Origin of the sequence: Pelagovum pacificum, from assembly GCF_016134045.1 — a bacterium.
Lineage (GTDB): Bacteria > Pseudomonadota > Alphaproteobacteria > Rhodobacterales > Rhodobacteraceae > Oceanicola > Oceanicola pacificus_A.
The window spans coordinates 2,493,812-2,514,193 of sequence record NZ_CP065915.1; the positions used below are offsets into that span (position 1 = coordinate 2,493,812).

Consider the following 20,382-nt stretch of genomic DNA (forward strand, 5'->3'; position numbering starts at 1 on the left):
CTGAATCCGGACAGCCTGCGCCGGTCAGACCACCGCGCCGATGTGCCAGGGCACGAACTCGTTCGCCCCGTAGCCCCATTGCTCCGACTTGGTCCGCTCGCCCGACGCGACCCGCAGGATCGCCTCGAAGATCTGCCGCCCCTTCTCTTCCAGCGACACTCCGTCGAGCACGTCGCCGGCGTTCAGGTCCATGTCGTCGAGCATCTTGTCGTACATCGGCGTGTTGGTCGCGATCTTGATCGACGGGCACGGCTTGCACCCGTAGGCCGATCCCCGGCCGGTCGTGAAGCACATGACGTTCGCGCCACCGGCCACCTGTCCGGTCGCGGAGACCGGGTCGTAGCCGGGCGTGTCCATGAAGACGAAGCCCTTCTCGGTGATCGGCTCGGCATATTCATAAACCGCCGAAAGCTCCGCCGAGCCGCCCTTGGCGACCGCGCCGAGCGACTTCTCGAGGATCGTCGTCAGCCCGCCAAGCTTGTTGCCGGGAGACGGGTTGTTGTTCATCTCCATGTTGTTGCGGGCGGTGTAATCCTCCCACCAGCGGATGCGCTCGATCAGCTTCTCGCCGACCTCGGGCCGCGCGGCGCGGCGGGTCAGCAAGTGCTCGGCGCCGTAGATCTCGGGCGTCTCCGACAGGATGGTCGTGCCGCCGTGACGCACCAGCAGGTCCGACGCGAGGCCGAGCGCCGGGTTCGCGGTGATCCCCGAATAGCCGTCCGAGCCGCCGCACTGCATCGCCAGCGTCAGCTCCGACGCGGGCACCGTCTCGCGCTTTGCGGTATTCACCAGCGGCAGCATCTCCTTGATGATCTCGACGCCGGCCTCGACCGTCTTGCGGGTGCCGCCGACCTCCTGGATCGTCAGCGTGCGGAAGGTCGGGCCCTCCTCCGTCGTGTAGGCCTCCTTCAGCTTGGGGATCTGGAACCCCTCGCAGCCGAGCCCGACGACCAGTGCGCCGCCCATGTTCGGGTTGCTCGCGTAACCCCAGACCGTGCGGCGCAGAACGGTGAAGATCGAGCCGGAGCCGTCCACGATACAGCCGTTCGCCTGTTTCAGTGCGATGATGCCGTCGACGTTCGGGTAATCGTCGAGGATGCCGGACCGCTCGATCTGCTCGACGATCAGACCGGCCACGGTGGTCGAACAGTTCACCGAGGTCAGCACGCCGATGTAGTTGCGGGTCCCCGCCTTGCCGTTCGCCCGGCGGTAGCCCTGGAACGTCGCGCGGTCGGCTTCGGCGACGTGGTCGGTCGGCTTCGCCTCGCTGCCGATCGCGTAGTCGAGCTCAGTCGTGCCCATCCCCACGTTGTGTTCATGCACCCAGGCGCCGGCGGGGATCGCCTCCTTGGCGATACCGATCGACTGTCCGTATTTGCGCAGCTGTCCCCCTTCGGGCACGTCAGCCAGCGCGATCTTGTGGCCGCGCGGCACGCGCTGCGTGGCGATCAGGCCCGACGGCAGGCGGTCGCCCGCGTCGATCATGCGGATGGCCACGGCCACGTTGTCGGCCTCGTTCAGGATCAGCACCTCGGCGGGCGCCGTTGTCGTGTCGTCTTGCATGTCTGCTCCTCCGGCGCGGGCGGGGGTCCGCTCCGCGCGTCGACGTCACCCTAATCCTCCTCAGGGTCGGCTTCCACCTCGTCCGTCGGGAAGGCGCGACATCTCCGCGCTTGCCCGCCCGCGTGCGCGACGCGTAGAGAGCGGACATGCGCGCGTTGTCCCGCCTCCTCGTCCTTGCCCTGCTGCTGGCGGGACTGGTCCTGCCGAAGGCCGGGGCCGCGTTGTCCGTGTTCGGACATGGCACCGTCATCGTCATCTGCACCGGTCACGGGCTTGAGACCATCCGGCTCGGTCCCGACGGAGAGCCGATCGACGAGGCGCCCCATGTCGAGCATTGCGGCCTCGTCCATGCGCTCGACACCGGGGCCACGCCCGGCCCCGAAGGCTGGCAGACGGCGGATCATCCACTTGGCCAGACCGCTATGCCGGCTGCCCTGCCGCCCCAGTCGACGCCTCGCAGCCGTCCCGAGCCCCGCGCGCCGCCGCGCGCCTGATCCACCCGTCACACCTTTCCCAACGTTCCAGGATCAGGAGACCGACAGATGTCGCGTTACGTCCTCGCCGCCGCCGCGGCCCTTTTCGCCACCACCGCAACTGCCCATGAATTCGAGGCGGAGGGCCTCGTCATCGGACACCCGTTCGCTTTCGCCACGACACCGACCGCGATGAGCGGCGCGGGCTACCTCACCGTCACCAACGAAGGCGATACCCCCGACGCGCTGATCGGGATCGAGGCGGACTTTCCCCGTGTGATGCTGCACACCTCCTCCGAAGAGGATGGCGTGATGCGCATGGAGCATGTGGAGAGATTCGAGATCGCTCCGGGCGAGACGCTCACCCTCGCGCCCGACGGCAACCACGTCATGTTCATGGGCCTCGACGGCGATCCGTTCGAAGCGGGCGAGGAAATCCCCGCCACGCTGATCTTCGAGACCGCCGGCCGCGTCGATGTGGTCTTCAACGTCGAGGAGCGCGGCGAGATGGAGATGGACCACTCGGAGATGGACCATTCGGTGATGGACCATATAGAAATGGATCACGACTGATCCGGCGGAGCGCGCTGACGCGCGCGCCTTGCAAGCCCGGCCTTGCGGCCGGGCGGTTCAGGGGGCTGTCTGCCCCCTCCCGGGCCTGCGGCCCGGTTCACCCCCGAGAGGTATTTCCGGCCAGATGAGGATCAGGCGGCGGTCGCGGCGGCCCAGGCGCGCAAGGCGCGGGGCCGCAGTTCGGCCTCGGCCCGGGCCACGCGGTCGGGCGTGTAATGCTCTTCCGCGTCGAGCAGGTTCACCGTCGCCTTCACCTGTCCGTCGTCAAACAGCGGCAGATTGATGACCGATCCGCAGCCGAGGCTGCCGATCAGCTCATGGTCGGGAAACACCTGTGCGATTTCGGACAGGTGGTTGGCGACGAAGGTCTCGCCCCTGCCGACCACCGTGTCGAACCAGCCGTCCATCCGGAACGGCTTGGTGCCCGAGGCCGGGTAGTCGACCGGGTGGCTGGTATAGGCGCGCCGGGCGAGGCTGGCCTCGCGGTCGAGCTCCATCACCGTGAACAGCTTCGCGCCCACCGTCGCGCGCGCAAGGTCGCGCAGCGCGTCGTAGGCCTGCTCGGGCGTGGTCGCCGCGTCGAGGGCCGCGTCGAACTCGCTGTAGGGATCACTCATGCCGGGTCGGCCTCCGTATCGTGCGCCGTGCCGCCGGACGCGGCGTAGAGGGCGCGGGTGTAGTCATCCTCGAAGCTGCCGTCATGCAGCGCCGTGGCGGGCGCGATCTCCACGATGCGGCCCTTGTTCATCACTGCCATGCGGTCGCACATGAAGCCGACCACCGGCAGGTTGTGAGTCACCATCAGGTAGGTGAGGTTGCGCTCCGCCCGGATGCGCTTCAGCAGGTTCAGGATCTCGGCCTGAACGCTGACGTCGAGGGCGGAGGTCGGCTCATCCAGCAGCATCAGCTTCGGCTCCAGCATCAGGGCGCGCGCGATGGCGACGCGCTGACGCTGCCCGCCGGACAGCTGGTGCGGAAAGCGGAAGCGGAACCGCTGGTCGAGCCCGACGGAGGACAGCGCGGCGCGGACCTTCTCGGACCTCTGTCCGATACCGTGCACTTTCAGCGGCTCCGACAGCACGGCATCCACGGTCTTGCGCGGATGGAGCGAGCCGTAGGGGTCCTGGAAGACCATCTGGCAGGTTCGGGCGAACTCGGACTTCCGCAGCGTTTCGCGCGGGCGTCCGAAAACGGACATCGCGCCGGTCCATTCGGTCGCGAGCCCGGTGATCGCGCGCAGGATGGTGGACTTGCCTGACCCGCTTTCGCCGACCAGCGCGAAGCTTTCGCCCTCTGCGATGTCGATCGAGGCGGAGTGGACGACCGCCACCCCGTCGTAGGAGACGGTGAGGTCCTCGAGGGTGAGCGCGCTCATGTCCCGCCCCATGCGCTGCGGTCGAGGACGGGAAGCTCGGCGCGGGTCTCGTGCATCCGGGGCACCGCGTTCAGCAGGCCGCGGGTATAAGGATGCGTGGCCTCCGACAGGCGGGAGGCGACGCAGGTTTCCACCACTTCGCCGGCGTTCATCACCATGATCCGGTCGCAGTAGCGGGCGACGAGGTTCAGGTCGTGCGAGATCAGGATCAGCCCCATCCCCTTCTCGCGCACGAGATCGTCGATCAGGTCGAGAACGTCGGCCTGCACCGAGACGTCGAGCGCGGAGGTCGGCTCGTCCGCGATCAGCAGGTCCGGCGAGGGGATCAGCATCATGGCGATCATGATGCGCTGCCCCATCCCGCCCGAGACTTCGTGCGGATAGAGCTTTTCCACCCGCTCGGGGTCGTCGATCCGCACCGAGCGCAGCATCTGGTGAACGCGGGCGCGCACCTCGCGCCGGGGGAGGTCCTCGTGCAGGCGCAGCGCCTCGGCGATCTGCGCGCCGACGGTCATCACCGGATGGAGCGAGAACTTAGGGTCCTGCATGATCATCGAGATCCGGGCGCCGCGCAGCGCGCGCATCCGCTTCTCGGACAGTTGCCCGATTTCCTCGCCGTCGAAGGTCATGCGGTCGGCTGTCACCTTCCCCGGTGGCCGGATCAGCCGCAGGATCGAGCGGCCGGTCATGCTCTTGCCGCTGCCGCTTTCGCCGACGATGCCGAGCCGCTCACGCCCCAGTTCGAAGGACAGGCCCTTCACCACCTCCACCCGGCCGCGCGGCGACGGGAAGGAGACGCGGAGGTTTTCGACCGTCAGCAGGCTCACTTCTGCCTCCGCGGGTCGAGCACGTCGCGCAGACCGTCGCCGAGGAAGCAGAAGCCGAGGCTGACGAGGATGATGGCGAAGCCCGGCATCGTGGCGACCCACCACTGGTCAAGGATGAAGGTCCGCCCGCGCGAGATCATCGCGCCCCACTCCGGCAGCGGCGGCTGCGCGCCAAGGCCGAGGAAACCGAGCCCCGCGGCGGTCAGGATGATGCCCGCCATGTCGAGCGTCACCCGCACGATCATCGACGACGTGCAGAGCGGCAGCACATGGAGCACGATCAGCCGCAGATCCGACGCGCCGGTCTGGCGGGCGGCGTCCATGTATTCCGCCTTGCGGAAGGTCAGCACCTCGGCCCGCGCGATCCGGGCGTATGCGGGCCACGAGGTGAAGGCGATGGCGATGATCGCATTCTCGATCCCCGGCCCCCGCGCGGCGACGAAGGCGAGCGCGAGGATCAGCTTGGGCATCGACAGGAAGATGTCGGTGATCGCCATCAGCACCTTGTCGACCCAGCCGCCGAAATAGCCCGACACGGCCCCGATCAGCAGCCCGAGCGGCGCGGCGATGATCGCGACGAGGCCGACGATCAGCAGCGTGATCCGCGCGCCGTAGACCACGCGGGAAAAGATGTCGCGGCCGAGTTCGTCGGTGCCCATCCAGTGCTCGCCCGACGGCGGCAGCAGCCGGTCCGACAGGTTCTGGCCGACCGGGCTTTCAGGGGCGATCAGCGGCGCGAAGGCGGCGGTGAGGATCAGGACCAGGATGATAATGCCGCCCGCCACTGCGAGCGGATTGCGCAGCAGCGCGCCGAACATCGCGTAGGCCCGGCCCATGTCGGCCTGCAGGCGGGAGGTCGGGGCCTCGTCGATCAGCCAGTCGCGCACGCTCATCCCCGGCTCCTCGGATCGAGGACGCGGTAGAGCACGTCCGACAGGCGATTGATGAGGATGAAGACCGACCCCACCACCAGCGTCGCGCCGAGCACCGCGTTCATGTCGGCGTTCAGCAGCGCCGTCGTCAGGTAGTTGCCGATGCCGGGCCAGGAGAAGACGGTTTCGATCATTACCGACCCTTCGAGAAGCTGCGCGTAGGAAATGCCGATCACGGTGATGAGCGGCACGAGGATCGGCCGGAAGCCGTGCACCCAGATCACCCGCCACTCCGGCGCGCCCTTCACGCGGGCGGTGGTCACGAACTCCTGGCCCAACTGGTCGAGCATGAAGCTCCGGGTCATCCGGGCGATGTAGGCCATCGAAAAGAACCCGAGGATCGAGGCCGGCAGAACGAGGTGGTCGAAGGCATTGCGGAACACCGTCCAGTCGCCCTGCAGCGCGCTGTCGACCAGCATAAGTCCTGTCACCGGCTCGACGAGCCCGTCATAGAAGATGTCGACCCGCCCCGGCCCCGCGACGAGGCCAAGGCCCGCATAGAGCGTCGCCAGTCCGACGAGGCCGAGCCAGAAGGCAGGGACCGAGTAGCCGAGCAGCGCGACGACACGGGCGATATGGTCGACCCAGGTGCCCTCTCGCGCGGCGGCGATCACGCCGAGGGGCACGCCGATCACCACGCCGATGAAGATGCCGATGGTCGCCATCTCGAGCGTGGCGGGAAAGACGCGGGCGAGGTCCTGCGCGACGGGCCGGTTGGTCGAGACGGAATGGCCGAGGTCGCCGCGCATCACGTCCCAGACGTAGTTGACGAACTGCACGACGAGCGGCCGGTCGAGGCCCATCGCCTGCTCCGCCGCGTCGTACTGTTCCTGTGTGGCGCGGTCGCCGACAACGGCGAGCACCGGGTCGATCGGGATCACCCGGCCGATGAAGAAGGTGATCGCGATCAGCCCGAGGAAGGTGAAGAGCGTGATCCCGACGAACCCCGACAGCGCCCGGCTGCTGCGCCCGAGGCGCCGCGCGGTCAGGGCGGGGGTGGTGGTGTCGGTCAAGGAGGGCTCCTGCGGCTGATACGGACAATCGTAGAGAAACCCCCTTCACGGATGCAAATAATTTTGCTCTCATGTAAAAAGTTTTTATCGACCCCGGGGGATCGGCATGGCCGTGACCGACGACGAGAAGCAGGAGGTCCGCCCGATCGGCGGGCTGATCCGCAAGCGGCGCAAGGCGCTCGGGATGACCTTGCAGGCGCTGGCCGACAGCGCGTCGGTCTCTGTCGGCTACCTCAGCCAGGTGGAGCGCGACAACGCGGTGCCGACCCTTGGCACGCTGGCCCAGATTGCCGGCGGGCTGGATGTCGAGCTCGAGTATTTCGTCGCCTCGCCCCGCCCCGCCGACGCGATCACCCGCGCTGTCGAGCGGCCGACCTTCTCGCTCGCCGGTTCCTCGATCAGATACGAGTCGCTGTCGAACGAGTACCCGGGATCGGAGCTGAGCTCCTACCTGCTGACGATTCCGCCCGGCTATGCCTCCGAAATCGTCAGTCACGCGGGCGACGAGTTCGTTTACGTGCTTTCGGGAGAGATCGAGCACATGCTCGAGGGCGAGACCTTCCGCCTCGGCCCCGGCGATTCGTTCCACTTCAACGGCGCGAAGGAGCACGCCCTCGCCAACCGCGGCGACGATGCGGCGCAGGTGCTGTGGGCCGGAACGCTCGACGTGATGCACTCGCGGGAGCGGCGCAAGATCCCGCGCCTCGTGCCCGCCAACAACAACGCCTGACAGGGGCGACGACAGCCCGACAGGGGCGACAACACCGACAGGAGATGGAGAGAACGACCATGAAACACCTGAGATCGAAACTGCTGGCCACCGTGGTGGCCCTGCCGCTGGCAACGGCCGCGCTCGCCGAGACGCCGGACGGCGTGCTCGTCGTCGCGCAGAACATCGACGACATCGTCGCGCTCGACCCGGCGCAGGCTTACGAGTTCACCTCCGGCGAGATCGTGACCAACGTCTACGACCGGCTCGCGCAGTACGACGCGGAAGACCCGACCGAACTGGCGCCGGGCCTGGCCGAGAGCTGGGAGATCGACGAGGAGGCCAAGTCCATCACCTTCACCCTGCGTGATGGCGCGGTCTTCCACTCGGGCAACCCGGTCCGGGCCGAGGACGTCGTCTTCTCGCTGTCGCGCGTGATCCAGCTGAACCTGACGCCGGCCTTCATCCTCGCCCAGCTCGGCTGGACGCCGGAGAACGTGGGCGACATGGTCGTCGCCGACGGCAACACGGTGACGATCACCTACGAGGGCGACTTCTCGCCCGCCTTCGTGATGAACGTCCTCGCCTCGCGGCCCGCCTCCATCGTCGACGAGCTGACGGTGATGGAGAACGAGGTCGACGGCGACATGGGCAACGCCTGGCTGAACGAGAATTCCGCCGGCTCCGGTCCCTTCTCGATGGACACCTACCGCCCGGCGGAGATCGTGCGGCTAACCGCCAACGAGGATTACTTCAAGGACGGCCCGAACGTCGACAGCGTGATCCTGCGCCACGTGGCCGAGGCCGCGACGCAGCAGCTCCTGCTCGAGCAGGGCGACGTCGACATGGCGCGCAACCTGACGCCCGACCAGATTAGCTCCATCGAGAGCGACGAGATCACGGTCGAGACCTACCCGCAGGCCGCCGTTCACTTCCTGTCGTTCAACCAGAAGACCGACAGCCTGACCGACCCGGCCGTCTGGGAAGCCGCGCGCTACCTCGTCGACTACGAGGGGATGACCAACTCGATCATCGACGGGCAGATGGAAATCCACCAGGCCTTCTGGCCGAAGGGTTTCCCCGGTTCCTATGACGAGACGCCCTACACCTACGATCCCGAGATGGCGGCGCAGATCCTCGAGGATGCCGGGGTCGAGCTGCCGATCCAGGTGTCCCTCGACGTCATCAACTCCGCGCCCTTCACCGACATGGCGCAGTCGCTGCAGGCCTCCTTCGCCGAAGCCGGGATCGAGTTCGAGATCCTGCCCGGCACGGGCGCTCAGGTCATTACCAAGTACCGCGAGCGGACCCACGAGGCGATGCTGCTCTACTGGGGGCCGGACTTCATGGACCCGCATTCGAACGCCAAGGCCTTCGCCTACAACTCCGACAACTCGGACGACAACTACCAGGCGACGACCACCTGGCGGAACGCCTGGGCGGTCCCGGACGAGATGAACGAGGAGACGATGGCGGCGCTGACCGAGCCCGATCCGGAAACCCGTCTCGAGATGTATGTCGACCTCCAGCAGAAGGTGCAGGAGAATTCGCCGATCATCATCATGTTCCAGGCCTCCTACCAGGTGGCGATGGATGCCGACGTGTCGGGCTACGTGAACGGCGCGACCTCCGACTTCGTCTACTACCGTCTGGTCGAGAAGTGAGACCGACGCGGTGGGGGCTCTGCCCCCGCCGCCCTTCGGGCGACTCCCCCGGAGGTATTTTCAGCCAGATGAGAGAGCGGGTCGCGCTACCAGATCGCCCAGTGTTCCCCGGCCCAGACGTGGCCGACGAAATGGACGAAGGCGGCGAGGTAGGTCAGCGACAGCAGGACCAGTGCCGCGCGGCGCCAGCGCCCCACCGGGCCCCAGCAGGCGGCGACGGCCAGCGCGAAGATCACCCCTTCCAGCGTTCCGACGAGGCGGCCGTGATGGTCCGCGTCCCAGAAGGACACCGGCGAGACGAAGCGCCAGTCGGTCAGCGGCCAGAAATGCAGGTGCGCGTCGCCGGCGTGAAGCGGAATGTCCGCCGCGATGTGCAAAAGCGCCGAGGCCGCCAGCAGTACGGCCCAGCGCGTCCCCGACAGCGACGCGACCAGCAGCACCAGCCCCCAGAGCGGCACCGAGTTGAACAGGTCCGCTGTCCGTTCGGGCAGCGCGCCGCGCGCGAAATGATCGACGAAATAGGCGGCATCCGGCAGGATCGCGCCCGCGACCACCACCCACCAGTGCACGGGAGAGGCGCGGCGTCCGATTAGCGCGAGGTTCACCGCGATATGGGCGGGCGTGTTCATCTCGGCGAGCCTACCACGCCACGTCGATGAAGATCACCCACGCGGTGACCAGGACCCCCGTCACGATCGCGTAGGCCCCGTTCCAGACCAGCCCGACACGCGCGGCCGGGATCTGCGCGAAGCTCCCGATCAGCTGGGTGGTCGCCGTGAAGGGCGAGGTCGCGCCCGAGATCGCCCACCCCGCCGTCGTCGCCACGAACAGCGCGGTCGGCGAGTAATCGTCCCCCGCCGCCGGCATCAACGGCACCAGCAGCGAGGCGGCGAGGATCGGGTTCATGCCGATCATGCCCGTCAGCGGGATCAGCCAGACGATGCCCGCCAGCAGCACCCAGCCCGGCACGAGGCCGAGGTCGAGGCCCGACCGCGCGGCCAGCGGCACGAGCAGCGCGGCGCCGACCTTGCCGATGTAGCCCGCCATCATCAGCAGCACGAGTTCCGACCGGAGGCCCGGCAACTCGCGCCCCACGTAGGTCCGCACCCGTGGCCCGAGTGACGCCGGCCCGCCCTGGATCACCAGCCAGCCGAGCGAGACGAGCGGCACGAGCAACAGGACGACGCCGACGACGCGGACGCCGAACTCGAAATGCAGCGACAGGATCAGCGTGCCCATCAGCACAAGCAGGATCACCAGCGGCTTCAGGTCGCGGGGGCCGCCGACCCTCTCGACCGGGCGGCGCACCGCGACGCGGGGCTTGAAGATCGTGTCGAGCGCCCAGCCGGTCCCCGCGATCAGCACGCCGGTGCCGATGCAGGGCAGAAGCACGCCGACATAGGTGCTGCCGGGCACGAGCGAGGCGGTCACGGCGCCCGCGAAGCTGAGCGGCGACCACGGCAGCACGGCGAGGAAGGCGCGCTGCACCGCGACGAGCATCCGTCTCTGGCGCAAGGGCCGGATGACCGGGTCCTTCTCCTCCGCCGCGCTCGCCGTGGCGAGGCTGCCGAGCAGCGCGATCGAGCCGTAGTTCAGCACCAGCGAGAAGGCCGCGCCGCCGAGCGTCAGCACCCCGTAGCGCCGGCCCGGCGGCTGGTGGGCGAGGTAGGCGCCGCAGCGGTGGATCGCGGGCGAGGTCTGCGCCGCGCTGCGCAACGTGTTGAGCGCGGCGAAGAAGGCCCCGATGAACGCCGCGAGCGCCAGCCCCTCGGTGACGACCGCGACGAAGTCGGGCCCGTTGGTGGCTAGGATCGCCGTCAGGACGAGGCCGACCACGACGAAGGCGATACCCGTCACCGTGGCCGAGGGCACCAGCAGAACGAGACAGGCGAGCGCCAACCACGGCGACGCCTCTCCGACAAAGCTCCCCGGCAGCCACTCCCGCCCGATGACGCAGACCGTCAGAAGGACCAGCGCGATGCCGAGCGGCAGGTCGATCCGCTTTGCCCAGGCTCTCAATCCGTGTCCTTCCAGGGAGTGCGACTGCATCTTTCCTGCCCTCACGACAGGCGAAAGACCAGAGCCGCGACCGCGGACATGCGGGAAATCAGGCGTTGGCGGTGGTCACCGGCGCCCGGCCTGCTATCAAGCGGGCGAATTCAACGGATTGGGGGAGAGCCATGCGGATCATCGTTCACGGAGTCGGCGCTGTCGGGGGCACAATCGCGGCGGGACTCGCGCTGTCGGGGCAGGAGGTCGTCGGCATCGCCCGGGGCCGGCAGCTCGAGGCGATCCGCGCGAACGGGCTGCGGCTTCGCTCGCCGGACGAGGACGTGGTGGCCAGGTTCGATTGCGTCGGCGATCCCTCCGAGATCGACCTCCGCCCCGACGACGCGGTGATCCTGACGACCAAGACGCAGGACACCGCCGGCGCGCTGGCGCAACTCCGCGCCGCCGGGCTGACCGATCAGCCGCTGTTCTGCGCCCAGAACGGGGTGGAGAACGAGCGTCTCGCCCTGCGGCTGTTTCCGAACGTCCACGGCATCACCGTGATGCTGCCCGCCGACTACATCACGCCCGGCGAGGTCTCCTGCTTCGGCACGCCCCGGCACGGCATCTTCGACATCGGCCGCTTCCCCGGCGGGCACGATGCGGATGACGAGGCGATGGCCGAAGCGCTGACGGCGAGCGGGATCGGAGGCTTCGTCCGAGACGACGTGATGCGCTATAAGTACGGCAAGCTGATCCTGAACCTCGGCAACGTGATCGACGCCGCGCTCGGCAGTGGCGAGGAGACAAACCCGATCCTCGACATGCTGCGGGCCGAGGGCGCGGCGGTGTTCGAGGCGGCCGGCATCGACCCGGTCGACGTCGGCGCCGCCGACCCGCGCCGCGACGAGCTGATGCAGCTGCGCGACGTCGAAGGCGTGGAGCGGACGGGATCGTCCTCGCGCCAGAGCCTCGCGCGCGGGGCCGGCTCCATCGAGACGGATTACCTCAACGGCGAGGTCGTGCTGCTTGGCCGGATGCACGGCGTGCCGACGCCGGGCAACGACTGGGCGCTCGCGCTCGGCCGCCGGTTGCTGCGCGAGGGCATCGCGCCCGGTGCGCTCGACGTCGATGCCGTGAAGGCCGAACTCGGCCTCTGACCTAGCGCGGCGCGGGCGCGCCCAGCCAGTCGGCGAGCGCGTCCGTCGCGGCCTCCGGCGTCTCGAGCGTCGGGAAGTGGCCGGCCTCTTCCAGCACGGACAGGCGGGCGGAGGGGATCAGCTCCGCCATCACCTCGAGCCGCTTGATCGGCAGCAGCCGGTCGTGCCGGCCGCCCATCACCAGCGTCGGCTGATGGATCATCTTGAGCGTCGTCTGCTGATCGCGCCGCCGCTGAAGCGCGCGGCTGTGGCGGCGGAACACCTCCTTGCCGAGCTCCTGCCCCATCCGGGTGACGGTCGACTGGACTGCGACCCGCCCTGCCCCGGGCCCGTAGCCGGCCTCGGACACCGTCTGGCGCAGCACCTCGTCGAACCGGCCGGTCGCGGCCGCGATCAGCTGCGGCTCCCGGTCGGCGGCGACTTGTGGCGTCTCGGCCTGGAAGGCCGTGGCAATCAGCGCGATGCGGGTGACCCGGTTCGGCTGGCGGCGCAGCAGCTCCAGCGCGACCGTCCCGCCGAGCCCGAAGCCGACGAGCGCAAACTTCGGCGGCGCGACGGAGAGAAGCTCCGAGGCGAAGGATTCGATGCGTTCGCACTCCGCGATCGGTGCGGTCATCACCGGATGCGCCGAGGCGACGGCGCGGACCTGCGCCGCGAACAGGCGTTCGTCCGTCATGAACCCCGGAATGAAGAGGATGGGTTCTTTCATGGTCTGCCAATGGTCGTGGTCAGGGGTCCGGGCACGGGGCCCGCGTTTGCCGCACAGGCCCACATGCTGCCGGCAGGGTCAACCGACGGACACGTGTCGGGCGAAAGGACGCCTAGTTCAGAAGGCCAAGCCGTTCGAGCCAGAGCATCGAGCGCTTGAACACGCGCTCCGTCTGGTGGGGCGAGAAGATGTCGCCGGCGATGATGTGTCCGGTGCTGTCGTCGCCCTTCTCGAGCTTCAGCGCGAGCTTCTCGACCGGGGCGCCCCATTCGAGGATCGCGGCCTCCGTCGCGGCGGGGCTGACGACCATGTCCTGCCGGTTGTAGAAGAACAGCGCGGGCACATCCATCGCGCCGTAGTCGACCTCCTTCACCGCGCGGACCGCGTCGCGCATCGGGAAGACCGCCTGCGTCGGGTAGCTCGTCGTCCAGTAGCGGGCGTGGCCTTCGTTGCGGATCGCCATGGACGGGACGTGGCCCATCAGCTTCGGCCCCCAGGTCTCGATTCCCGGCGCCTCGAGGATCCACTGCCCCGGCTGCACGGCGAGGCCGAAGTTCGGCGACACCAGCATCGCGCCCGCCATCTCCACGCCCTGAGCGGCGGCGAGTGTGATGAGCGTGGCGCCGGTGGAACAGCCGATCCAGAGCGTCCGCTCGCCGATCTCTCGGGCGATGCCGGCGGCCTCCTCCATGTCCTTCTTCCAGTCGGCGAAGGTCGCCTTGCCCATCGCGGCACCGTCGATGCCGTGCCCGTTCAGGCGCGTGGCGAAGAGGTTCGCGCCAAGCTCCTGCGCGATGCGTTCGGGGATCGGGCTGATCTCGTGGCGGCTGGCAGAGAAGCCGTGGATGTAGACGACCGACAGCGGCGTCTTCTGCGGACCGTCGAAGTAGGTCACGCATTTCTCGCAGCCGGGCCGGATGCCGGGGATGTTGGCCTCCGCCTCGGCAAGCTGGGTCGGCAGGTGCTCCAGCTTCATGCCGCCCTCATCGCGCGCCGGAACAGGGTCGCGCAGCCGACCAGCGACAGGGCGATCAACGCGGCGGGCACCAGCGTCAGCGCGACGCGCAGCATCGACAGGGCCGCGTCGGTCTGCGGGACTGGCGCGCCCGTGCTCTCCTGCCATCCGCCAGCGGCGAGCAGCAGGCCGAGGATCAGCGGTCCCACCGCGTTGGCGATCTTCTGACCGAACAGCCAGACGGCGCTGAAGGCCCCCTCGATCGGGGCGTCATCGGTGTTGCGAGTCACATCCATCAGGTCGGGATATATGGCCCATGGGATCTGCTGGTAAGCCCCGTTTCCCATTCCGGCAAAAAGGAAAAGCAGCGCGAGCAGGCTGAGCGACGCCGTCGGCAGCGCGAGGTAGATGAGCAGCAGGACGACAACGTACAGCGCCAGCCCGCAGAGCAGCGCCGGGAGCCGGCCGAGACCCGCCGACAGGCGATACCAGAGGTACTGGCTGACGACTGCGCCGACGACGAAGCAGGCGAACAGCGTCGAGAAGATGCCGAGCGCCCCGGCGATACCGGACAGCGGTCCGTCAACGGACGCCACGAGGTTCAGCGCGGCAAGCTGCAGTCCGGCGGCGATGATCGCGACGCCGAGCGTCATGACCGCGTAGAGCGTCACCAGGATCGCGAAGGGCCGGTTGCCGAGCACGAGTCCGAGAACGGACAGGAAGCTGCTGTCGGACGCCCGTCCGATACGCGGCGCGCGCCGCGTCAGGAAGAGCATCCCCCAGACCGTGACGACGATCACCGGCGCGACGATCAGCACCGCGCGGGCATAGCCCTCGCGGCTGTCGCCGGCGAGCGCGGGGACGACGCCCCCTGCGATCAGCAGGCCGAGCGAGGCGAAGACCATGCGCCACGCGGTCATGGACGACCGCTCCACCGGGTCGCGGGTCATCTCCCCCGCCATCGCGCCGTAGGGGATCGCGACGAAGGTGAACCCGATGGTGGCGAGGCCGAAGAAGCCCGCCACCCAGAGCGCGCTGGCCTGCCAGCTCAGGCTTTCGGGGACGACGAACATCGCAACGACGCCAAGCGCGAGAATCGGGCCGCCCGCCGCGATCCACGGCGCGCGGCGGCCCCAGCGGCCCGTCGTGCGGTCGGAAAAGTAGCCGACCAGCGGGTCGGTCACGACGTCAAAGGCCAGCACCGCGAAGGTGACCCAGCCGGCGACGGCCGGCGGCACGCCCAGGAACGTTGTCAGGAAGCTGAAGACGAGCAACTGCTTCACCACGACGAACATGCCGATTCCCATGTCCGCGAGGCCCCATCCGGCCTTCTCCGACAGTCGCAGCGTCATTATCCCCTCCACTCGGTCGGGCGACCATATTCCGACACGTGTCCAAGACCAATGCGATCTTGCGGCAGCCGGCGCGGCGCAGTAGTCGGGGCGCTTTGTTGCGGCGGAGGGCATGATGACGACGGGCGCAAGACTGGCGATCGACTTCGGGACGTCGAACACCGCGGCGGCGGTGCTCGCGGGCGGCCGGCCGCACGTGATCCCGATCGACGGGACCGAGCAGACCCTGCCGACGGCGGTGTTTCTCGACTTCATCGAACGGCAGACCGTTTTCGGACATGCCGCCGTCTCCGCCCTGATCGAGGGCCGCGAGGGGCGCTTCATGCGGGCGCTGAAAAGCGTGCTCGGCACGCCTCTGATGCACGAGCGGCGGCAGTTCATGCAGGAGCGGCTGACGCTGATCGAGATCGTCGCCCGCTTCCTCGGCGCGGTGAAGCAGCGCTCGGAGGCGCATACCGGGCAAACCTTCACCCGCGTTCTGTCGGGGCGGCCGGTGCGCTTTCACCATGACCCCGCGCGCGACGCGCGGGCGGTCGCGGACCTCGAAGCTGCCTACCGGGCGGCGGGGTTCGAGGAGGTCGCCTTCCTGCCCGAACCGGAGGCCGCCGCGCTCGCCGCCGGCAAGGCGTCGGGCCTCGGCCTGATCGTCGACATCGGCGGCGGCACCTCGGACTTCACCCTGTTCCGGCAGGCGGGCGAGGAGACGGAGGTGATCCTGAGCCACGGCGTGCGGATCGGCGGGACGGACTTCGACAAGACACTGAGCCTCGCCCACGTGATGCCGCTGTTCGGCAAGGACAGCCTCATCAAGGCGGAGCTCGGCCCGGACCGGCACCCTGCGCCTGCGGCGATCTTCAACGACCTCGCCAGCTGGGAGAAAATCGCCTTTCTCTACGGGCCCGACACGACGCGGGCAGTGGCGCGGATGGCGCGGCTCGCCGTGGAGCCCGAGAAGTTCGCGCGGCTGGTCGACGTGCTGGAGATGCACCTCGGCCACGACGTGGCCTTCGCCGTGGAACGCGGCAAGATCGACGCCAACCGCGAAGGCGCGAACGCCCGCATCGACCTGTCACCCGTGGAGAAGGGCCTGAAGATCCCCCTGCCCGAGCCGGTGCTGACCAGTGACCTCGCCGGGTGGTCCAGCGACATCGCCGAGGCGGCGCTCGAGACGGTGGCGCAGGCCGGGCTTGCGCCCGGCGACGTCGACCGGATCGTCTGCGTCGGCGGGTCGAGCCTTCTTCGGCCCGTCTCCACTGCCGTGAGCGACGCCCTGCCCCGTGCGGAGATGTTCTTCGGCAGCGCCTTCACAGGAATCGTTGACGGGCTGGCGATCGCGGCTGACCGATAGCCGACGGCTGTCCGGCATCGCGCGCGCGGGGTCTTCGGATCCCCGTGTAACGGCCGTCCAGGGGTCGTCGCCTCAGCTTACCTCGTCGATCGCCGCCTCGATCAGGGCGAGGCATTCGGGCGTCGAGAAGCGGTGATCCGCACCCTTGACCAGTGTCAGACGAATGTCCGACGCCTCGGCATGGTCGAGCAGCTTCAACGCTGTGTGCTGGCTGACGTCCTCGTCCGCCGTGCCCTGCAACATGCGCACCGGCATCGGCAGCGCGAGCGGCCGGTCGAGCAGGAAGTTCTCCGGCCCCTCCTCGATCAGGCGCCGGGTGATCGGATAGGGGTCGCCGTAGGCACTTGGCCGGTAATGGACACCCGCCGCCATCAGGGCCGCGCGTGCGGCCTCGTCGAACTCATCCCACATGTTGGTGGTGAAGTCCGGCGCGGCGGCGATGGTGACGAGACCGGCCACCCGCTCCGGGCTGTCGCGCGAGATGAGCAGCGAGATCCAGCCGCCCATCGACGAGCCGACCAGCACCGCCGGCCCGTCGAGCAGCGCCAGTGCCGCGCGTGCGTCCGACGCCCAGTCGCCGATCGCGCCGTCCTCGAAGGTGCCTTCGCTCTCGCCGTGGCCGGAATAGTCGAACCGAAGGAACGGCCGCCCCTGCTGCTTTGCCCAGGCCTCCAGATGCACGGCCTTGGTGCCTTCCATGTCGGAGCGGAAGCCGCCGAGGAACGCGACGGGCACGCCCTCTCCCCTTGTCAGGTGGTAGGCGATGCGGCGCCCTTCGGGCGTGGTGAGCCAGTCGGCCATGAGACCCTCCTATCAGTCGGCGCCCATGAAGGCGCAAGCGGCGCGCGCCCGCAACCGGGTTTCCGCGGCGCACCAGCGTCGCCGGCACGGATACGCGCGGGCTTGACGCAGGACGCCGGGCAGGCCAAGTCACGCGCACGACATAACCCGCAACCGGGCGTTCCGTGGGCGCCGAACTGACGAGGAGCAAGGCCGATGAGCCTCGATTCTTCCCCCATATCCCTGACCTTCCCCGATGGCTCCGCGCGCGAGTATCCCGCCGGAACCACTCCGGCCGACGTCGCGGCGAGCATCTCGACCTCGCTCGGCAAGAAGGCGATTTCCGCCACCGTCGACGGGCAGCACTACGACCTTCAGTGGCCGCTCGAGGCGGACGCGACCATCGCGATCAACACCATGAAGGACGAGCGCCCGGCGCTCGAGCTCGTGCGGCACGACCTCGCCCACATCATGGCGCGCGCGGTGCAGGAGCTGTGGCCCGACGTGAAGGTCACGATCGGCCCCGTGATCGAGAACGGCTGGTACTACGATTTCGACCGGGAGGAGCCCTTCACCCCCGAGGACCTCGGCGCGATCGAGAAGAAGATGCGCGAGATCATCAACAAGCGCGATCCGGTCCGCACCGAGGTCTGGTCCCGGGCCGACGCGATCGCGCATTACGAGAAGACCGGTGAAAACTACAAGGTCGAACTGGTGCAGGCGATCCCGGACGACGGCCAGCCGATCCGGATGTACTGGCACGGCGACTGGCAGGATCTCTGCCGCGGCCCGCATTTGCAGAACACCGGGCAGGTTCCGGCGGACGCCTTCAAGCTGATGTCGGTGGCCGGCGCCTACTGGCGCGGCGACAGTTCGCGCCCGATGCTGCAGCGGATCTACGGCGCGGCGTTCCTCAACAAGGACGCGCTGAAGGCGCACCTCACCTTCCTCGAGGAAGCGGAGAAGCGCGACCACCGCCGGCTCGGCCGGGAGATGGACCTCTACCACATGCAGGAAGAGGCGCCGGGCCAGATCTTCTGGCACCCGAACGGCTGGACCATCTACACCGAGCTTCAGGATTACATGCGCCGCAAGCAGCGCGAAGACGGCTACGTCGAGGTGAACACGCCGCAGGTTGTCTCCCGCAAGCTGTGGGAAGAGTCCGGGCACTGGGACAATTACCAGGAGAACATGTTCATCGTCGAAGTCGACGAGGATCATGCCCGCGAGAAGGCGATCAACGCGCTCAAGCCGATGAACTGCCCCTGCCACGTGCAGGTGTTCAACCATGGCCTGAAATCCTACCGCGACCTGCCGCTGCGCATGGCCGAGTTCGGGTCCTGCGCGCGCTACGAGCCCTCGGGCGCCCTGCATGGCATCATGCGGGTGCGCGGCTTCACGCAGGATGATGCGCACATCTTCTGCACCGACGATCAGATCGAGGCCGAGACCAAGAAGTTCATCGAGTTCCTCGCCGGCATTTACGCCGACCTCGGGTTCGACAACTGGACGGTGAAACTGTCGACCCGGCCGGAGAAACGGATCGGCTCGGACGAGAGCTGGGACCGGGTCGAAGCGGCGCTCGGCGACGCCTGTAAGGCGGCGGGCTACGATTTCGAGGTACAGGAGGGCGAAGGCGCCTTCTACGGCCCGAAGCTCGAGTTCGTGCTGACCGACGCGATTGGCCGGGACTGGCAGTGCGGCACGCTGCAGGTCGATCCGAACCTGCCGGAGCGGCTGGGCGCGTCCTACATCGGACAGGACGGCGCAAAGCACCGCCCCGTCATGCTGCACCGCGCCGTGCTCGGCTCGTTCGAGCGCTTCATCGGCATCCTGATCGAGGAGCATTCCGGCCGCCTGCCCTTCTGGCTGGCTCCGCGGCAGGTGGTCGTCGCCTCCATCGTGTCGGATGCGGACGAGTACGTGCAGTCGGTCGTGGCCAAGCTGCGCAAGGCCGGCGTTCGCGCCGAGGCGGACGTGCGCAACGAGAAGATCAATTACAAGGTCCGCGAGCATTCGGTCGGCAAGGTGCCGGTGATCCTCGCCTGCGGGGGCCGCGAGGTCGAGGAACAGACCGTCTCGGTCCGGCGGCTGGGCGAGAAGCAGTCGTCGGTCGAGGGGCTGGATGCCGTGGTCGCAAGCCTCGCGGCGGACGCGCTGCCGCCGGACGAGCGGTAGGATCGGATCAAGGGGAAAGGGCCGGCCGGAGTGCCGGCCCTTTTTCGTTGGTGAGATGCGGTAACTGGTTGGGGGGCGTGAGCCCTTTGACGGTGCGGGAGCCCTGCGGGTCCCACACCCTGAATGTGGTCGCCCGGCGGTTCCGGGGCTGGCTTCCGAGGGCGCCGAATGGCGCGTCGCACTGTAACATTAGACCGCCACCGCAGCGGCTGGCCTGTGTCAGGTGACATTCTGTTACAGGTGGCGCTCGGTCTGTTTCAAATCTCCGGACACGCGTCGGAGACATTCAGACTGGAAACCAAAGGTAAACCATACGGGACGGGCACCGCGCTCTAGGTCCGCTCTCTCACGGAGCCGTCAGACACCGGCCTGTGAGTGGTTCGGCGCGCGATCCGCCACCTACCCTGTGCACATCACCCCGAGCGGTGATGACAACCGACTGCACCAAGGGAGAGACAGCATGTCCACCAAGACCAAGACCTTCGCCCTCGCCGCTTCCGTGGCGACCGCAATTGCGGGGCTCGCGACGCAGGCTGCCGCACAGGAGATGGAAAAGTGCTACGGCATTTCACTGGCCGGCGAGAACGATTGCGCCGCCGGGCCGGGCACGACCTGCGCCGGGACCTCCACCATCGACTACCAGGGCAACGCCTGGACGCTCGTGCCCGCCGGCACCTGCGAGGAGATGACGGTCAGCGACGCGATGGACGGCATGGAGGCCCGCATGGGCTCTCTCGAGCCGCTCGAGCGCGACCTGCCCGAAGCGTGAGACAGGCGTAGGA

At 68.3% G+C, this 20,382-nt stretch carries 20 protein-coding genes; 8 read left to right on the forward strand and 12 right to left on the reverse strand.

The window, feature by feature from the left end:
- Positions 1–24: 24 nt before the first annotated feature.
- Positions 25–1,563, reverse strand: a complete 1,539-nt coding sequence (locus tag I8N54_RS12320; protein WP_140197146.1) for a UxaA family hydrolase — start codon at positions 1,561–1,563, stop codon at positions 25–27.
- A gap of 146 nt (positions 1,564–1,709) precedes the next feature.
- Between I8N54_RS12320 and I8N54_RS12325 the strand changes: the two genes are divergently transcribed.
- Complete coding sequence (locus tag I8N54_RS12325; RefSeq protein WP_140197147.1) at positions 1,710–2,057, forward strand: hypothetical protein; 348 nt, start codon at positions 1,710–1,712, stop codon at positions 2,055–2,057.
- Between the two features lie 48 nt (positions 2,058–2,105).
- Positions 2,106–2,609 carry a copper chaperone PCu(A)C gene (locus I8N54_RS12330; RefSeq protein ID WP_140197148.1) on the forward strand — a complete coding sequence of 168 codons (504 nt, stop codon included), beginning with the start codon at positions 2,106–2,108 and terminating at the stop codon, positions 2,607–2,609.
- A gap of 131 nt (positions 2,610–2,740) precedes the next feature.
- On the opposite strand, the gene I8N54_RS12335 is transcribed toward I8N54_RS12330, so the two are convergent.
- Genes I8N54_RS12335 through I8N54_RS12355 form a run of 5 tightly spaced genes read right to left on the reverse strand, consistent with a single transcriptional unit; the run spans position 2,741 to position 6,756 of the window.
- The gene (locus I8N54_RS12335; RefSeq protein ID WP_140197149.1) at positions 2,741–3,226 is read right to left on the reverse strand and encodes a GAF domain-containing protein; all 486 of its coding nucleotides are present in this window, start codon (positions 3,224–3,226) and stop codon (positions 2,741–2,743) included.
- On the reverse strand, positions 3,223–3,984 hold the full coding sequence (locus tag I8N54_RS12340; RefSeq protein WP_140197150.1) for an ABC transporter ATP-binding protein: 762 nt from the start codon (positions 3,982–3,984) through the stop codon (positions 3,223–3,225). Before I8N54_RS12340 ends, I8N54_RS12335 begins: the two co-directional genes overlap by 4 nt.
- Entirely contained in the window at positions 3,981–4,811 is an 831-nt protein-coding gene (locus I8N54_RS12345) for an ABC transporter ATP-binding protein (protein WP_140197151.1), read from the reverse strand. Before I8N54_RS12345 ends, I8N54_RS12340 begins: the two co-directional genes overlap by 4 nt.
- The gene (locus I8N54_RS12350; RefSeq protein WP_140197152.1) at positions 4,808–5,704 is read right to left on the reverse strand and encodes an ABC transporter permease; all 897 of its coding nucleotides are present in this window, start codon (positions 5,702–5,704) and stop codon (positions 4,808–4,810) included. The genes I8N54_RS12345 and I8N54_RS12350 overlap by 4 nt, the downstream gene beginning before the upstream one ends.
- A complete protein-coding gene (locus tag I8N54_RS12355; RefSeq protein WP_140197153.1) occupies positions 5,701–6,756 on the reverse strand; it encodes an ABC transporter permease in 1,056 nt (351 codons plus the stop codon). The genes I8N54_RS12350 and I8N54_RS12355 overlap by 4 nt, the downstream gene beginning before the upstream one ends.
- A gap of 106 nt (positions 6,757–6,862) precedes the next feature.
- On the opposite strand from I8N54_RS12355, the gene I8N54_RS12360 reads away from it, so the two are divergent.
- Together I8N54_RS12360 and I8N54_RS12365 are read left to right on the forward strand one after the other, a co-directional pair.
- Positions 6,863–7,486, forward strand: a complete 624-nt coding sequence (locus I8N54_RS12360) for a helix-turn-helix domain-containing protein (RefSeq protein ID WP_140197154.1) — start codon at positions 6,863–6,865, stop codon at positions 7,484–7,486.
- Positions 7,487–7,545: 59 nt separating this feature from the next.
- On the forward strand, positions 7,546–9,129 hold the full coding sequence (locus tag I8N54_RS12365) for an ABC transporter substrate-binding protein (RefSeq protein WP_140197155.1): 1,584 nt from the start codon (positions 7,546–7,548) through the stop codon (positions 9,127–9,129).
- An 86-nt stretch (positions 9,130–9,215) separates the two neighbouring features.
- Here I8N54_RS12365 and I8N54_RS12370 read toward each other — a convergent pair whose 3' ends face one another.
- Together I8N54_RS12370 and I8N54_RS12375 are read right to left on the reverse strand one after the other, a co-directional pair.
- On the reverse strand, positions 9,216–9,758 hold the full coding sequence (locus I8N54_RS12370) for a hypothetical protein (RefSeq protein ID WP_140197156.1): 543 nt from the start codon (positions 9,756–9,758) through the stop codon (positions 9,216–9,218).
- Positions 9,759–9,768: 10 nt separating this feature from the next.
- Entirely contained in the window at positions 9,769–11,148 is a 1,380-nt protein-coding gene (locus I8N54_RS12375) for a hypothetical protein (RefSeq protein WP_231592742.1), read from the reverse strand.
- Positions 11,149–11,309: 161 nt separating this feature from the next.
- On the opposite strand from I8N54_RS12375, the gene I8N54_RS12380 reads away from it, so the two are divergent.
- Complete coding sequence (locus tag I8N54_RS12380; RefSeq protein WP_140197157.1) at positions 11,310–12,278, forward strand: ketopantoate reductase family protein; 969 nt, start codon at positions 11,310–11,312, stop codon at positions 12,276–12,278.
- A gap of 1 nt (position 12,279) precedes the next feature.
- On the opposite strand, the gene I8N54_RS12385 is transcribed toward I8N54_RS12380, so the two are convergent.
- The 3 genes from I8N54_RS12385 to I8N54_RS12395 form a co-directional block, all read right to left on the reverse strand.
- Entirely contained in the window at positions 12,280–12,987 is a 708-nt protein-coding gene (locus tag I8N54_RS12385) for an alpha/beta fold hydrolase (RefSeq protein WP_140197158.1), read from the reverse strand.
- A 112-nt stretch (positions 12,988–13,099) separates the two neighbouring features.
- On the reverse strand, positions 13,100–13,963 hold the full coding sequence (locus tag I8N54_RS12390; RefSeq protein ID WP_140197159.1) for an alpha/beta hydrolase: 864 nt from the start codon (positions 13,961–13,963) through the stop codon (positions 13,100–13,102).
- The gene (locus I8N54_RS12395) at positions 13,960–15,294 is read right to left on the reverse strand and encodes an MFS transporter (protein WP_140197160.1); all 1,335 of its coding nucleotides are present in this window, start codon (positions 15,292–15,294) and stop codon (positions 13,960–13,962) included. The genes I8N54_RS12390 and I8N54_RS12395 overlap by 4 nt, the downstream gene beginning before the upstream one ends.
- A gap of 112 nt (positions 15,295–15,406) precedes the next feature.
- Here I8N54_RS12395 and I8N54_RS12400 point away from each other — a divergent pair, with 112 nt between their 5' ends.
- Positions 15,407–16,642: an Hsp70 family protein gene (locus I8N54_RS12400; RefSeq protein WP_332872142.1), complete on the forward strand. Its 1,236-nt coding sequence runs from the start codon at positions 15,407–15,409 to the stop codon at positions 16,640–16,642.
- A gap of 72 nt (positions 16,643–16,714) precedes the next feature.
- On the opposite strand, the gene I8N54_RS12405 is transcribed toward I8N54_RS12400, so the two are convergent.
- Positions 16,715–17,443 carry an alpha/beta fold hydrolase gene (locus I8N54_RS12405; RefSeq protein WP_140197162.1) on the reverse strand — a complete coding sequence of 243 codons (729 nt, stop codon included), beginning with the start codon at positions 17,441–17,443 and terminating at the stop codon, positions 16,715–16,717.
- A gap of 195 nt (positions 17,444–17,638) precedes the next feature.
- Between I8N54_RS12405 and thrS the strand changes: the two genes are divergently transcribed.
- Together thrS and I8N54_RS12415 are read left to right on the forward strand one after the other, a co-directional pair.
- Positions 17,639–19,600, forward strand: a complete 1,962-nt coding sequence (thrS, locus tag I8N54_RS12410) for a threonine--tRNA ligase (protein WP_140197163.1) — start codon at positions 17,639–17,641, stop codon at positions 19,598–19,600.
- A gap of 460 nt (positions 19,601–20,060) precedes the next feature.
- Positions 20,061–20,369, forward strand: a complete 309-nt coding sequence (locus tag I8N54_RS12415) for a BufA1 family periplasmic bufferin-type metallophore (protein WP_140197164.1) — start codon at positions 20,061–20,063, stop codon at positions 20,367–20,369.
- Positions 20,370–20,382 lie beyond the last annotated feature (13 nt).

What these genes read in the sequence shown, in the direction of transcription:
- I8N54_RS12320 (WP_140197146.1), bottom strand. Translation starts at nt 1,563, where the DNA reads ATGCAAGACGACACGACAACGGCGCCCGCCGAGGTGCTGATCCTGAAC.
- I8N54_RS12325 (WP_140197147.1), top strand. Translation starts at nt 1,710, where the DNA reads ATGCGCGCGTTGTCCCGCCTCCTCGTCCTTGCCCTGCTGCTGGCGGGA.
- I8N54_RS12330 (WP_140197148.1), top strand. Translation starts at nt 2,106, where the DNA reads ATGTCGCGTTACGTCCTCGCCGCCGCCGCGGCCCTTTTCGCCACCACC.
- I8N54_RS12335 (WP_140197149.1), bottom strand. Translation starts at nt 3,226, where the DNA reads ATGAGTGATCCCTACAGCGAGTTCGACGCGGCCCTCGACGCGGCGACC.
- I8N54_RS12340 (WP_140197150.1), bottom strand. Translation starts at nt 3,984, where the DNA reads ATGAGCGCGCTCACCCTCGAGGACCTCACCGTCTCCTACGACGGGGTG.
- I8N54_RS12350 (WP_140197152.1), bottom strand. Translation starts at nt 5,704, where the DNA reads ATGAGCGTGCGCGACTGGCTGATCGACGAGGCCCCGACCTCCCGCCTG.
- I8N54_RS12360 (WP_140197154.1), top strand. Translation starts at nt 6,863, where the DNA reads ATGGCCGTGACCGACGACGAGAAGCAGGAGGTCCGCCCGATCGGCGGG.
- I8N54_RS12365 (WP_140197155.1), top strand. Translation starts at nt 7,546, where the DNA reads ATGAAACACCTGAGATCGAAACTGCTGGCCACCGTGGTGGCCCTGCCG.
- I8N54_RS12370 (WP_140197156.1), bottom strand. Translation starts at nt 9,758, where the DNA reads ATGAACACGCCCGCCCATATCGCGGTGAACCTCGCGCTAATCGGACGC.
- I8N54_RS12380 (WP_140197157.1), top strand. Translation starts at nt 11,310, where the DNA reads ATGCGGATCATCGTTCACGGAGTCGGCGCTGTCGGGGGCACAATCGCG.
- I8N54_RS12385 (WP_140197158.1), bottom strand. Translation starts at nt 12,987, where the DNA reads ATGAAAGAACCCATCCTCTTCATTCCGGGGTTCATGACGGACGAACGC.
- I8N54_RS12390 (WP_140197159.1), bottom strand. Translation starts at nt 13,963, where the DNA reads ATGAAGCTGGAGCACCTGCCGACCCAGCTTGCCGAGGCGGAGGCCAAC.
- I8N54_RS12395 (WP_140197160.1), bottom strand. Translation starts at nt 15,294, where the DNA reads ATGACGCTGCGACTGTCGGAGAAGGCCGGATGGGGCCTCGCGGACATG.
- I8N54_RS12400 (WP_332872142.1), top strand. Translation starts at nt 15,407, where the DNA reads ATGATGACGACGGGCGCAAGACTGGCGATCGACTTCGGGACGTCGAAC.
- I8N54_RS12405 (WP_140197162.1), bottom strand. Translation starts at nt 17,443, where the DNA reads ATGGCCGACTGGCTCACCACGCCCGAAGGGCGCCGCATCGCCTACCAC.
- thrS (WP_140197163.1), top strand. Translation starts at nt 17,639, where the DNA reads ATGAGCCTCGATTCTTCCCCCATATCCCTGACCTTCCCCGATGGCTCC.
- I8N54_RS12415 (WP_140197164.1), top strand. Translation starts at nt 20,061, where the DNA reads ATGTCCACCAAGACCAAGACCTTCGCCCTCGCCGCTTCCGTGGCGACC.